This is a genomic window from Streptomyces sp. NPDC110618 (assembly GCF_055657065.1).
In genome coordinates, this window is record NZ_JBVKBN010000002.1 from 545,801 (window position 1) to 558,388 (window position 12,588).

10 protein-coding genes and 1 tRNA gene are annotated in these 12,588 nt (G+C 70.2%); 4 read left to right on the plus strand and 7 right to left on the minus strand.

What is annotated here, in order from left to right:
• Positions 1 to 69: 69 nt before the first annotated feature.
• On the minus strand, positions 70 to 1,179 hold the full coding sequence (locus tag ACZ7L7_RS05670) for an SPFH domain-containing protein (RefSeq protein WP_472074979.1): 1,110 nt from the start codon (positions 1,177 to 1,179) through the stop codon (positions 70 to 72).
• 102 nt (positions 1,180 to 1,281) lie between these two features.
• The gene (locus ACZ7L7_RS05675; protein WP_285510871.1) at positions 1,282 to 2,607 is read right to left on the minus strand and encodes a peptidoglycan-binding protein; all 1,326 of its coding nucleotides are present in this window, start codon (positions 2,605 to 2,607) and stop codon (positions 1,282 to 1,284) included.
• A 186-nt stretch (positions 2,608 to 2,793) separates the two neighbouring features.
• Here ACZ7L7_RS05675 and ACZ7L7_RS05680 point away from each other — a divergent pair.
• The 3 genes from ACZ7L7_RS05680 to glxA all read left to right on the plus strand — a co-directional run bounded on the left by ACZ7L7_RS05680 (position 2,794) and on the right by glxA (position 7,211).
• Positions 2,794 to 2,867, plus strand: a tRNA-Lys gene (locus ACZ7L7_RS05680).
• Between the two features lie 439 nt (positions 2,868 to 3,306).
• Positions 3,307 to 5,277, plus strand: a complete 1,971-nt coding sequence (locus ACZ7L7_RS05685) for a glycosyltransferase family 2 protein (protein WP_285510870.1) — start codon at positions 3,307 to 3,309, stop codon at positions 5,275 to 5,277.
• A complete protein-coding gene (gene glxA, locus ACZ7L7_RS05690) occupies positions 5,274 to 7,211 on the plus strand; it encodes a radical copper oxidase GlxA (protein WP_471591499.1) in 1,938 nt (645 codons plus the stop codon). Before ACZ7L7_RS05685 ends, glxA begins: the two co-directional genes overlap by 4 nt.
• Positions 7,212 to 7,311: 100 nt before the next feature.
• Here the strand turns inward: glxA and ACZ7L7_RS05695 are convergent, their stop codons facing one another.
• Positions 7,312 to 8,328, minus strand: coding sequence for a glycoside hydrolase family 6 protein (locus tag ACZ7L7_RS05695; RefSeq protein WP_285510868.1), 1,017 nt, complete (start codon positions 8,326 to 8,328; stop codon positions 7,312 to 7,314).
• 162 nt (positions 8,329 to 8,490) lie between these two features.
• On the opposite strand from ACZ7L7_RS05695, the gene ACZ7L7_RS05700 reads away from it, so the two are divergent.
• Positions 8,491 to 9,282: an ANTAR domain-containing protein gene (locus ACZ7L7_RS05700; RefSeq protein ID WP_472074982.1), complete on the plus strand. Its 792-nt coding sequence runs from the start codon at positions 8,491 to 8,493 to the stop codon at positions 9,280 to 9,282.
• A gap of 260 nt (positions 9,283 to 9,542) precedes the next feature.
• On the opposite strand, the gene ACZ7L7_RS05705 is transcribed toward ACZ7L7_RS05700, so the two are convergent.
• The 4 genes from ACZ7L7_RS05705 to ACZ7L7_RS05720 all read right to left on the minus strand — a co-directional run bounded on the left by ACZ7L7_RS05705 (position 9,543) and on the right by ACZ7L7_RS05720 (position 12,514).
• Positions 9,543 to 10,184, minus strand: a complete 642-nt coding sequence (locus tag ACZ7L7_RS05705; protein ID WP_285510866.1) for a class F sortase — start codon at positions 10,182 to 10,184, stop codon at positions 9,543 to 9,545.
• 5 nt (positions 10,185 to 10,189) lie between these two features.
• Entirely contained in the window at positions 10,190 to 10,729 is a 540-nt protein-coding gene (locus tag ACZ7L7_RS05710) for a hypothetical protein (RefSeq protein ID WP_285510865.1), read from the minus strand.
• Between the two features lie 103 nt (positions 10,730 to 10,832).
• The gene (locus ACZ7L7_RS05715; RefSeq protein ID WP_285510864.1) at positions 10,833 to 11,612 is read right to left on the minus strand and encodes an HAD-IIA family hydrolase; all 780 of its coding nucleotides are present in this window, start codon (positions 11,610 to 11,612) and stop codon (positions 10,833 to 10,835) included.
• A 131-nt stretch (positions 11,613 to 11,743) separates the two neighbouring features.
• Positions 11,744 to 12,514, minus strand: a complete 771-nt coding sequence (locus ACZ7L7_RS05720; RefSeq protein ID WP_285510863.1) for an LPXTG cell wall anchor domain-containing protein — start codon at positions 12,512 to 12,514, stop codon at positions 11,744 to 11,746.
• Between the last annotated feature and the right edge of the window lie 74 nt (positions 12,515 to 12,588).

Sequence of the window (12,588 nt, forward strand, 5' to 3'; positions counted from 1 at the left end):
TGTGAGCTGTGCAGGTAGGTCTAGACCAAGTTCGAGCGTATTGCCGTTAGTTGAACATGTCCATACCAATCAACCGGTTGTTTCTCCGCGCCCCGAGCAGAACGCGACCGTCAGGTCCTTCACCAGCGCCTTGCGTTCGTAGTCGTCGAGTTCGACCAGCCCCCGCATGGTCAGCCGGGTCACCGTGTCCTCCACCGAGTCCACCACCGAGCTGAGCACCGAGGCCCGGTGCTGGGCGTCCAGCGCGGCGATCCGGCGCCGGTGCATCGCGGCGGCGACCTCGGGCGCGTACTCCACCCGGACCGGCTGCACCGAGAACACCTCGACCCCGACCGGCGCCGCCTCCGCCGCGACCAGCCGGGTCAGCGCCTCCCCGGCCGCGCTCACCGAACCCCGCCCCGACCCCGGCGCCTCCACCGGCACCCGAGCCAGCGCCGCCTCCACGCACTCGCGCAAGTACGCCTCGTGGTCCTCCACGCCGAGAGTGGCCTTCGCGGTGTCCCGCACCCGCCACACCGCGAGCACCACCACCCTGAGCGCCACCCCGCTCGCGTCCGCCGCCGGCATCGGCTCGCTGCGCCAGTGCCGCAGCCGTACGTCCACCCGGCGGCGCAGCAGCAGCGGGTTGACCCACATCAGCCCGGTGCGCCGGACCGTCCCCCGGTAGCGGCCGAACAGGCCGAGCACCCAGGCCCGTCCGGTCCGGCCGCGGGCCAGCCCGCCGAAGCCGACCAGGCCGAGGGCGCCGGCTCCGGCGTAGGCCGCCCACTGCGCGGGGCCGAGGCCCGCTCCGGCGGACAGGGGCAGGCCGAGCGCCTCCACCGCGAGGTGCGGCAGGGTCCCCGCCCACCAGGAGGTGACCGCGCAGCCCGCCAGACCGCAGGCCCCGGCGAGGACACCGGCCGCGCCGGGCAGCACCCTGGCCCGGCACTCTGCCAGGTCCGGGTCGACCTCGGGCAGGGCTCTGGCCTGCACCGGGCCGGGGCGGCGCAGCCGCGGCTGCTCCCCGGTGCCCTGGCGGCGGCCCACCACGGCGGGCGCCAGCGGGACCGTCACCGGGTCGGGGTCGTCACGGAAGAGCAGGTGGACGGGGATCTCGGTGGTGACCTCGTTCTGGATCAGCCGGGCGGGCCGGGACGGCCCCTCGGACTCCGGTGTCGGTGAAGTGGTCGTGCTCATGCGTGCCTCCAGCCTCCGCGCCAGATGCGTCACAACAAAGGGGTTCCGAGCGGCCGGCCCGGCAGCGGGCCGGCCGCGGGAACAGGTCGGCCGAACGGCCGCTCAGAGGAACAGCCGCCGCCAGGTCTCCGGTCCCGGGTATCCGTCCGCCGCGCCGCCCCGCCAGCCCTGGGCCCGCTGGAACGCCTCGACATTGCGCCGGTCCGCCTCGCCCCAGCGGGGCCCGGGACCGGTCGTGTAGTACGTGCCGAACCCCTTCTTGACGAGTTGCTGTCCCAGCCGGGTGACATGGGCGTTGTTCGCCCCGGGCCGGAAGTACGCCCGCCCCGGATACCCGGGCACCCCGTGCGAGGCGGGGGGCGCGGGCGGTCCGGCCGCCCCGGGGACGATGTCCTTGCCCTTGCCGCCGACCAGCAGCGCCCAGGTCTGCGGCCCCGGCAGCCCGTCCGCGTCGGCGCCCCGCCACCCCTGCGCCTGCTGGAACGCCTGGGTGGCCCGCCGGTCGGCGTCCGTCCAGCGCGGTCCGGGCCCGGTGGTGTAGAAGCGGGCCGCGCCGCGCGCCACGAGCATGCGGCCCAGTTCGGTGACGTACTTGTTGTTGGCGCCGGGACCGAAGTAGGCCCGCCCGGGGTAGGGCGTCTTGGCCTCCTTCTCCGGTTCCGTCGCGGGCTCGGTCGGTTCCGCGCCGCCCGTACCGCCGCTGACCAGCCCCTTGTAGCGGTAGGGGACGTACCGGTCGGAGTCGCTCCAGTAGGCGTACGGGGTGGACTGCCTGCGGGCGTGCGGGGGTGTCTGCTCGTAGGCGATGTAGTAGGTGTGGGTGTAGTCGGTCCAGCCGCCGAAGATCACCACGTGCGAGCCCTTCTGGGGGTCCGCCGGGTTGTGGAACAGCAGCATGTCGCCGGGCTGGAGCTCCTCCTTGGTGATGCGCACGCCGTACTGGTCGAGCGAGCCGGTCCACTCGTTGCCGGGCAGCCCCCAGGCCATCGAGACGAACCCCGAGCAGTCCTGCCGGTACCCGTCCGTCCAGTAGCGGTACATGCTGTACGGCACCTTCGCCGCGACCCACACCTTCGCCCGGTTGATGATCTCCGCCCGGGTGGTGGCGGGTGCCTTGGCGGGCTTGGCCGGGGCCCCGCCCGGACCGTGCAGCGGGGCCTTGCCGCCCTGCGGGGTGTCGGGCTCGTCGGCCCCCGGCAGGCCGGCCAGACCGGCCGGCCCGGGTGCCTGCGGGGCCGCCAGCGCCGGTACGGCATGGCCCGCGCCGAGCGCCGCCGAGGCGGCGGCCGCCACGATCACCGTCCGGTGGGCGGGGTGGATACCGGTGCGGCCGGTGGCGGCGTAGGGCAGGACGCGCCGCCAGTGAACGCATCCGGGGCAGTCGCAGTCGCTCGCGGGTTCGATCTCCTCGAAGACCGGAGTCTCCATGCGATACCCCTCACATTCCGTGTGGAAATGTCCGCGTGTGTACACATTCGTCAGTTTCTCAACTGTCTTCCGGGCCCGCATGCTGACGGTCCGAATGATGTACGTCACCCCGCCGACCGGGGCCGCGGTGGGGCTGGAGTGGTCAGAAGCACCTCCCGGGGTCCGGTAGAGTGGTGATGTCAGCAGGCGCCGCTAGCTCAGTTGGTTAGAGCAGCTGACTCTTAATCAGCGGGTCCGGGGTTCGAGTCCCTGGCGGCGCACAGACCGGGAAGCCCCCCGCCAACGCGGGGGGCTTCCCGTATATCCGGATATCGACCGCCCTGGCTGGGAGTCCACCAAGGGCACACAGTTCCCCCACAGGCGCCCCAATGAACGCGTATGACCGGTAAACACCGCGTTTCGCATCTTGCGATCATGCTGAACGCCGTAGAACCCTGGTTGCTTCAAGCTGCTACTGATGTGCGGCACTTGGGGGGCAAGAAACCGGTTGCCGGATCGACGGGGAGAGGGGGCCCCGTTTCATGAGGTGATGCCGAGGGGGGCATCATGCAACCGGAAGGTCGCGTTTCCATGTCTAAGAAGTGGAAGATGTGGTGACGGTGACCCACCACTGATACGGATGTGAAGGTCGAGGGGGACCTAAGCAGCCGAAAAGGAACCGACAGACACGCGGTGACCCTGCGTGTGGGGGGATGACTCATGACGTCGACGCCGACGGGCGCCCGGCCGAACTCCGACCCGTCACAGACCACTCAGCTCAGAGTGCCATCTCATCGGACCGGAGCGTTCAGGCGCATCAAGAAGACGCTGCCGAAGTACGACTACGAGCACTACAGCCGGCTGGCGGGTCCCCTCACCCAGCCCGATCCGAACAAGCCGTACCGCGTGCAGTACCGCTCGCTGATCTCCCAGGAGCCGCACCGCATCCGGGTCGCGCTGATGCTCGCGGCGGCGCCGCTGCTCTCGCTCGTGCTGCTGGCCTGGCTGCTCCAGCCCGAGCACTGGACCGAGCGCGACTACCCCGCCTACGACTTCCTCCCGGCGCTCGACATAGTCATGCTCGTCTCGATCGGCCTGATCGAGTTCTTCCGCTGCATGAACGTCCTGTCGAACGCGCACGCCACGCTGGTCGCCCGGGACCCGATCCCGGTGGTGCCCGAGACCGGCACCCGGGTCGCCTTCCTGACCTCCTTCGTGCCCGGCAAGGAACCGCTGGAGATGGTCACCAAGACCCTGGAGGCCGCGGTCAAGCTGCGCCACCGGGGCCTGCTGCACGTGTGGCTGCTGGACGAGGGCGACGACCCCGAGGTCAAGGAGGTGTGCGCCCGGCTCGGCGTGCACCACTTCTCCCGCAAGGGCGTCGCCAAGTGGAACCAGCCCAAGGGCCCGCACCGCGCCAAGACCAAGCACGGCAACTACAACGCCTGGCTGGACGCGCACGGCGACGACTACGACTTCTTCGCCTCCGTCGACACCGACCATGTCCCGCTCCCCAACTACCTGGAGCGCATGCTCGGCTTCTTCCGCGACCCCAACGTCGGCTTCGTCATCGGCCCGCAGGTCTACGGCAACTACGACAACTTCGTCACCAAGGCCGCCGAGTCCCAGCAGTTCCTCTTCCACGCCCTGATCCAGCGCGCGGGCAACAAGTACGGCGCCCCGATGTTCGTCGGCACCTCCAACGCCGTGCGCATCAAGGCGCTCAAGCAGATCGGCGGTCTGTACGACTCGATCACCGAGGACATGGCGACCGGTTTCGAGATCCACCGCCACAAGAACCCGGCCACCGGCAAGAAGTGGCGCTCGGTCTACACCCCCGACGTGCTCGCCGTCGGTGAGGGCCCGAGCGCCTGGACGGACTTCTTCACCCAGCAGATGCGCTGGTCGCGAGGGACCTACGAGACGATCCTCAAGCAGTACTGGAAGGGCTGGTACTCGCTCCCGCCGAGCAAGCTCTTCAACTACACGATGATGATCATCTTCTACCCGATGGCGGCCATGAACTGGATCCTGGCCGCGATCAGCTGTGCGCTGTTCATGGGTCTGGGCGCCTCGGGTGTGAACATCGACCCGGTGGTCTGGCTGATGCTCTACGGCAACGCCTCCGCCCTGCAGATCGGCCTGTACGTCTGGAACCGCCGGCACAACGTCTCGCCGCACGAGCCGGAGGGCTCCGGCGGTGTGGCCGGCATGGTGATGTCCGCGCTGTCGGCGCCGCTGTACGCCAAGGCACTGATCGACTCGCTGCTGCGCCGCAAGAGCAAGTTCGTGGTGACCCCGAAGGGCGACTCGGCCAGCCCCGACCGCTGGTTCGGGACCTTCCGCTACCACTGGTACTTCATCGTGATCTTCGGCGCGTCCATCGCGGCCGGCTTCGTCTACGGGCACGCGCACCCCGCGATGGTCACCTGGGCGACGTTCGCCATGCTGATCACCGCCACACCGATCTTTGCCTGGCGGCACATGCTGCGCCAGGAGAAGAAGAAGCCGCGGGTTCCGGCCGCGCCGGAGCAGGACGCGCAGGCGTCCGAGTACCAGGCTCAGCCGCTGCCGACCCAGTCGGCCGGCCACCACAGCCCGCAGCACAAGCCGAGTTGGGCCGCCTCACAGGACGGCAACGACCAGACCATGCAGATCGCCCTGGGTGGACTTGGGGGACGTAAGGAATGAAAGACCAGGCCGGCCGCCGCCGTGTCCGTCGACTCGCGATAGGCACGGCGGTGGTGCTCGCGCTGGCCGGGATGAACGGTCCGTGGCTCTACCGCTTCGGCACCGAGAAATACCACCAGTACCAGATCAACCGACCGGAGTACAAAGCCGACAACGGCCACTGGGAGATCGTCGACTTCCCGGAGGAGTACCGGCAGAACACCATCCACGCGGCGCTGCTGCGCACCGGCAAGGTGCTGCTCGTCGCGGGCTCCGGCAACAACCAGGAGAACTTCGACGCGAAGAAGTTCGACACCCGGATCTGGGACCCGGTCAAGGGCACGATCAAGAAGGTGCCGACGCCCAACGACCTGTTCTGCACGGGCCACACCCAGCTCGCCAACGGCAACCTGCTGATCGCGGGCGGCACCAAGCGGTACGAGAAGCTCCAGGGTGACGTCACCAAGGCCGGCGGCCTGATGATCGTCCACAACGAGAACCCGGACAAGCCCATCACGCTGCCCGCGGGCACCAAGTTCACCGGCAAGGAGAACGGCAAGACGTTCGTCTCCAAGGACCCGGTGCTGGTGCCGCGCGCGAAGAAGGTCTTCGACAAGCAGACCGGCGAGTTCCTGCGCAACGACCCCGGTCTCGGCCGGATCTACGTCGAGGCGCAGAAGAGCGGCGCCAAGTACGAGACCGGCACCGAGGACAACTACGAGGTGCAGGGTCTGAGCGGTACCGACGCGCGTAACACGTACGGGATAGCGCAGAAGCTCGCCCTGGACAAGAAGGACTTCCAGGGCATCCGGGACGCCTACGAGTTCGATCCGGTCGCCGAGAAGTACATCAAGGTCGACCCGATGAAGGAGGCCCGCTGGTATCCGACGCTCACCACACTGAGCGACGGGAAGATCCTCAGCGTCTCCGGGCTCGACGACATCGGCCAGTTGGTGCCGGGCAAGAACGAGGTCTACGACCCGAAGACCAAGAAGTGGACCTACACCGACAAGGTCCGCCAGTTCCCGACGTATCCGGCGCTGTTCCTGATGCAGAACGGGAAGATCTTCTACTCCGGGTCCAACGCGGGCTACGGACCGGACGACGTCGGGCGTGACCCCGGTGTCTGGGACGTGGAGACCAACAAGTTCACCAAGATTCCCGGGATGAGCGACGCCGACCGGCTGGAGACCTCCGGCACCGTGCTGCTGCCTCCGGCGCAGGACGAGAAGTACATGGTCATCGGTGGTGGCGGGGTCGGTGAGTCCAAGGACTCCAGCAACAGGACCCGGCTGGTGGACCTGAAGGCGGACAACCCGAAGTTCGTGGACGGGCCGTCGCTGGAGAAGGGCACCCGCTACCCGCAGTCCTCGATCCTGCCCAACGACGAGGTGCTGATCTCCGGCGGCTCGGAGGACTACCGGGGCCGCGGCGACTCCAACATCCTTCAGGCACGGATCTACGACACCGAGAAGAACGAGCTGCGCCGGGTCGCCGACCCGCTGGTGGGCCGGAACTACCACTCCGGGTCGATCCTGCTGCCCGACGGACGCGTGATGTTCTTCGGCTCCGACTCGCTGTTCGCGGACAAGGCGAACACCAAGCCGGGCAAGTTCGAGCAGCGGATCGAGATCTACACGCCGCCGTACCTGTACCAGGGTTCGCGTCCGTCGCTGTCCAAGGGGACGGAGGAGATCGCGCGCGGTGAGACGGGCACGTTCACCTCGCAGCACGCCTCGTCCATCAAGAAGATGCGGCTGATGCGGCCGAGCGCCACGACGCACGTCACGGACGTCGACCAGCGGTCCATCGCGCTGGACTTCGAGACGGACGGCAACGAGCTGACGGTGACCATGCCGAAGAACAAGAACCTTGTTCAGTCCGGCTGGTACATGCTGTTCGCGGTCGACGACCAGGGCGTGCCGTCCGAGGCGCAGTGGGTGCACGTGCCCTAGCGGCGGTCCTTACGAAGAATCCCCGCGTCCCTTTCCAGGGGCGCGGGGATTTTCGTCTGCCGGGCTCGGCCTGCTGTCACTCAATGGCCTCGGCCCGCTGTCACTTGCTGGCCTTGGCCAGGTTCAGCGCGTACTCCGGCCACCACTCGCCGGCCTTGGGGCCGCCCTTGCACTCGCCGTCGGACTCGCCGGGGCGCTTGACCCAGACGTAGGCGTCGACCAGCGGGTCGGCGGTCTTCGTGGTGGGGGTCTCGCCGAGGGCGCGGCCGGGCGGGTTGCACCAGCGCTCGCCCTCGTCGCCCTCCTGGTAGGGGCCGTTGCCGTTGCGGCTGGTGTCGATCACGAACGGCTTGTTGCCGACCTTCGCCGAGAGGGTCTTGCCGTACTTGACGGAGTCCTCGGTGGTGTAGAAGTTCGACACGTTCACCGAGAAGCCGTCGGCCTTGTCGATGCCCGCCCACTGCAGCGGCTCGAAGATCTGGTCCGGGTTGCCCCAGCCCGCGTTGCCCGCGTCCAGGTAGACCTTGGTGTTCTTCAGCGACTTCAGCTTCTCGATCGCGCCCTTGAGCAGGTCGTAGCGCTCCTCGTGGAACTCGTCCGGGGTGCAGCCGTCGACCAGGTGCAGGACCGCGTCCGGTTCGAGGATGACGGTCGCCGAGCGCTCGCCGATGCCCGCGGCGACGCCGTCCACCCACTCGCGGTAGGCGTCGCCGTCGGCGGCGCCGCCCTGGGAGTACTGGCCGCAGTCGCGGTGCGGGATGTTGTAGAGGACCAGCAGGGCCGTACGGCCCGCCTTGTCGGCGGCCTCGGTGTAGCCGCGCGCCTCGTCCTCCGGGTTGTCCGGGCCGATCCACTCGCCGGTCGGCTGCTCGGCGATCTTGCGTATCTGGTCCGCCTCGGCGTCCTTGCCGTCCTTCTCGTACGCGGCGACCTGCTGGGCCGCGTTGCCGTCCGGGTTGACCCAGAACGGGTCGATCTCCTTCGGCTGCTGGGTGATCCCGGCCGCGTTCTCCGGCTCGTCACCCCCGCCGTCCGAGGAAGAGCACCCCGCGATCAGCAGCGCCGCCCCCAGCGCCATCGCGGTGGCCCCCCTGCGGGCACCCTTCGTGCCGTACATCCACTCCCCCTTGGGTGCACTGTTCCAAGCCCCAATCCTGACACACCCCCGCTGGGGCCAACGAGGTCGACCGAGCCTTGTCCGTGAGCTGTTACAGGCAGGGGGGCGGGGGTAGGTGCGCCGCTGGGCAGGCGGGCGACGGGCGAAGGGACGTGGGGAAACATGCGGGGCGAGAACCGGGAGGCGCTCCTGGCGGCGGCGCTGGTGGAGGCGGCGGACACACTCACGGACGGGTTCGAGACCGGCGACCACTTACGGCGGGTCAGCGACCGGTGCGTGGAGCTGCTCGGTGCCCGGGCCGCCGGGTTCATGCTGATCGAGGCGGGCCGGCCGGTCTCGCTGGCGGGCAGCGGCGGGCACTGCGGCCTCGCCCTGGACCTGCTGCGGGCCCAGTCCGGCGGCGGGCCCTGCCTGGACAGCTACGGCACGGGCCGCCCGGTGCCGCCGGTCCCCCTCGGCGCGGCGCACACCGGTTCCCGCTGGCCGGTCTTCACCGAGCTGGCGCTGCGGCACGGGGTGGCGGCGACCTTCGCGGTCCCGGTGCGCGGTCGCGGGCCGCTGCTGGGCGCCCTGAACGTCTTCACCCCCGCCCTCCCTTCCGACGCTCTCCCCTCCGACGCCCATCTGACCCTGGCCCAGAACCTGGCCGACGCCACGGCCCTGGGCCTGCGCAACCACCACGCCTACACCCACTGCCGCACCCTGGCCGCCCAGCTCCAGCAGGCCCTCTCCAGCAGGGTCCGCATAGAACAGGCCAAGGGAATGCTGGCGGAACGCTGGAACACCACCCCGGACACGGCCTTCCTGGCCCTGCGCGGCCACGCCCGCCGACACCAACTCCCGCTGGACACGGTGGCCCGGTCGGTCATCGAGCGTACGGAGGAAGGCGCGCGGCTCACGGGAGAGGGCTTGAACGGCCCTGACGGCAGGGGTGTCGGGCCGGACGGGCTCTAGGCCAGGGGCGTACGTCCGTTCTAAAGTCGTGTCTGACGGCCCCAGCCCCCGGTCTGTCGCCTCCCGTTGGGATGGCCACCCCAGCCTCCCGCGCCTGTCGCCGGGTTACTCCCGCAGCCCGAGCGCGCGCGGTCGAGGACCCAGCCCGGTCGGCGGCTTCGAGGGGAGCGGGTCGTCGACCGGGTCAGGTGGGTCACAAGCGGGTGCCGGTGCGGCATAGGCTCCGGTGCCGGTGGGGCATAGGTGCCGGTCCCGGTGGGTCACAGGCCGGTGCCCGTGAGGTACGCCGAGACCACCACGTTCGCCGTGTAGCTGCGGGTGGTCCGGTCGAAGGTGCCGCCGCAGGTGATGAGCCGCAGTTCGGCGCGGCCGGGCTCGCGGGCGCCGTACGCCTGGCGGGCGTCGAAGCGGTCGCGGGTGACGACACGGACGTCGTCGACGGTGAACTCCGCGACCCGCCCGTCGTCCCGGACCACCCGGACCGTCTCCCCGGGCTTCATCGCGCTGATCTTGTAGAAGACGGCCGGCCGGGTCTCGGTGTCGACGTGCCCGACCAGTACCGCCGCCCCGGCCGCGCCGGGCGCCGCGCCCCCCGCGTACCAGCCGACCAGGCCGGGCTGGTCGAAGGGCGGCGGGTCGACCGCGCCCTGCGGATCGAGGCCGCGGGCGACCACGGGTGCCTGGATGCCGAGCGCGGGGATGTCGACGCGCTGCGGACCGGCCTCGCCGAGCGGGCTGGCGGCGGGCGGCAGGTCGACGTCGGGCGGGCGGCCCACCGCCGCCATGTCGCCGGTGGTGGGCGTCTGCATCCCGGGCCGTACGTCGGTGACCTCCCGCCCCCACAGCCACAGCCCGAGCAGCAGCACCGCCCACGCCGTGCAGGTCACGACCCGGCCGGACACCGCGGTCACTCCGTCCCGCGGCTCCGGCGGGCGCTCCTGAGCGCCACGGCCGTCGCCGCGACACCGGCGAGAACCAGGCCGACCACGGCGTGTGGCGCGCCGGGGCCGGTCGCGGCGGACGGTGTCTCCTCACCGGCGAAGTGCGCCGCGGAGCCACCGCCGCCCGCCTTCACCGGCGCGACCGGGGAGGCCGGGGCGTCGGGTTCGTTGTCGACCGGCAGCGTGACCTTGTACTCGGTGTTTCCGCAGGTGACCTTGACGTCGTAGGAGCCGACCTCCACGGAGGACTGGACGCGGGTCTCGCCGACCAGCGTGCCCTTCTCGTCGGTGGCGGTGAGCTTGATGTCCGAGACGAACACCTCCGACACCGCTGTCGCGGTCTTCTCGGAGCAGCCCGTCAGGCGCAGCGCCACATCGGCGCCCGGGGCGGGCGAGGCGGGGTTCACGGAGATGCCCCCTCCACCGTCCGCCGCGTACGCCGCCGGGGTGAGCGCCGCCGCGACTACCGCGGCACCCGCACAGAGAGTGACTTTTATTGAGCCCATCGTGAACCTCCAGTTATCTGGAGCGTCCACCCGGGCTACGGGCCCCGCATCCTCAGCGGGGCCCGACTGCTCCGTACGGGTTGTTTTCCGTAGGGGGGAGGTTTCAGATCCGCTCGACGAGGTCCGCGATGGAGTCGACGACCTGGGAGGGGCGGTACGGGAAGTTCTCCACCTGCTCCGGTCGGGTCAGCCCGGTGAGCACCAGGAAGGTCTGCATCCCGGCCTCGATGCCGGCCAGTACGTCGGTGTCCATGCGGTCGCCGATCATGGCGCTGGTCTCGGAGTGGGCGCCGATGGCGTTCAGGCCGGTGCGCATCATCAGGGGGTTCGGCTTGCCCGCGAAGTAGGGCTGCTTGCCGGTCGCCTTGGTGATCAGCGCGGCCACGGCGCCGGTGGCCGGGAGGGGGCCCTCGGTGGACGGGCCGGTCTCATCGGGGTTGGTGGCGATGAAACGGGCGCCGTCGTTGATGAGCCGGACCGCCTTGGTCATCGCCTCGAAGGAGTAGGTGCGGGTCTCGCCGAGCACCACGTAGTCCGGCTCGTGGTCGGTGAGGATGTAGCCGATGTCGTGCAGCGCCGTGGTCAGACCGGCCTCGCCGATGACGTACGCGGAACCGCCCGGCCGCTGGTCGTCCAGGAACTTGGCGGTGGCCAGCGCGGAGGTCCAGATGTTCTCGATCGGGACTTGGAGGCCCATGCGGTTGAGCCGGGCGTGCAGATCGCGCGGGGTGTAGATGGAGTTGTTGGTCAGCACCAGGAACGGCTTGCCGGACTCGCGGAGCTTCTTGATGAAGGCGTCGGCGCCGGGGATCGGTACGCCCTCGTGGATCAGCACACCGTCCATGTCGGTGAGCCATGACTCGATCGGCTTGCGGTCTGCCATGTGCGGGACTCCTGGCATACGTACGGGATGGGCGAGAGGCGCCGGAACCACGGCGTACCGACGCCCTCAGCCTAGTCAGGAAGTCGCCGTCCTGACCCCGTCGATCACACAGTTCGCAGACCGCACGGACGTCAGCGGCGTCTGCGCAGGAGCAGCAGCGCGGCGCCTCCGGCCAGCAGCGCGGCGGCCAGGGTGGCGGCGACGGCCGCGGCGGGAGTTCCGGTGCTGGCAAGCTCGTTGGCGAAGGAGCGCGGGGGCGGGGTGGCCCCGGTGGAGGCCGCCGGGCTCGCCGTGTCCTCCGGGTCGAGCGGGGTCTCCGGGTCGGTGTCGATGCCGAAGCGGTAGTCGTTGGACTGCCCGATCCACTCGCCGTCGTCGTTGTGGCGCTGGACGATCGCGGCGTTCACGGTGACGCGGTTGGGCCGGGCGTCGGAGGTGACGGCGAGCCGCACCTTCACGGTGACGGTGTCGCGGGGGCCGACGGTGAACCCGGGGAAGTCGTCGAAGGCGCCGACGAGTTCGTGCTCGTCGGTGAGTTCGAAGCGGACGGGGTGGACCTCGTCACCGGCGTAGAACTCCAGCCGGGGCTGGGCCGGGGTGAGGGCCCGCCGTTCGTCGACGAGCACGACGACGGGGTGGACGTTGCGGCAGGTGCGGCCGGTCCGGTTGGTCAGCTCCAGTTGCCAGGTGCCGTACCCTCCCCCGGCCTCGTACGACGTGGGCCCGCCCCGGATGCGGGTGCTCAGCGGGAAGGCACGCCCGTCGGACGCGGCACAGGCGTCCTCCGCGTCGGCGGCGTGGGCGGCTCCGGGCGTCAGGAGCAGGCCCGCGGCACCGGCGAGGGCGACGGGCAGGGACAGTAAACGGCAGCGGGCGAGGGACGCGGGGGTGAACAGTCGCATGGACACATGACCATGTCGTACGACCGCTCGGGCCCGGGTACGCCACACCGGGCGCGCCTCCGTAACCGCCCGAT

What these genes read in the sequence shown, in the direction of transcription:
- ACZ7L7_RS05670 (WP_472074979.1), bottom strand. Translation starts at nt 1,179, where the DNA reads ATGAGCACGACCACTTCACCGACACCGGAGTCCGAGGGGCCGTCCCGG.
- ACZ7L7_RS05675 (WP_285510871.1), bottom strand. Translation starts at nt 2,607, where the DNA reads ATGGAGACTCCGGTCTTCGAGGAGATCGAACCCGCGAGCGACTGCGAC.
- ACZ7L7_RS05685 (WP_285510870.1), top strand. Translation starts at nt 3,307, where the DNA reads ATGACGTCGACGCCGACGGGCGCCCGGCCGAACTCCGACCCGTCACAG.
- glxA (WP_471591499.1), top strand. Translation starts at nt 5,274, where the DNA reads ATGAAAGACCAGGCCGGCCGCCGCCGTGTCCGTCGACTCGCGATAGGC.
- ACZ7L7_RS05695 (WP_285510868.1), bottom strand. Translation starts at nt 8,328, where the DNA reads ATGTACGGCACGAAGGGTGCCCGCAGGGGGGCCACCGCGATGGCGCTG.
- ACZ7L7_RS05700 (WP_472074982.1), top strand. Translation starts at nt 8,491, where the DNA reads ATGCGGGGCGAGAACCGGGAGGCGCTCCTGGCGGCGGCGCTGGTGGAG.
- ACZ7L7_RS05710 (WP_285510865.1), bottom strand. Translation starts at nt 10,729, where the DNA reads ATGGGCTCAATAAAAGTCACTCTCTGTGCGGGTGCCGCGGTAGTCGCG.
- ACZ7L7_RS05715 (WP_285510864.1), bottom strand. Translation starts at nt 11,612, where the DNA reads ATGGCAGACCGCAAGCCGATCGAGTCATGGCTCACCGACATGGACGGT.
- ACZ7L7_RS05720 (WP_285510863.1), bottom strand. Translation starts at nt 12,514, where the DNA reads ATGCGACTGTTCACCCCCGCGTCCCTCGCCCGCTGCCGTTTACTGTCC.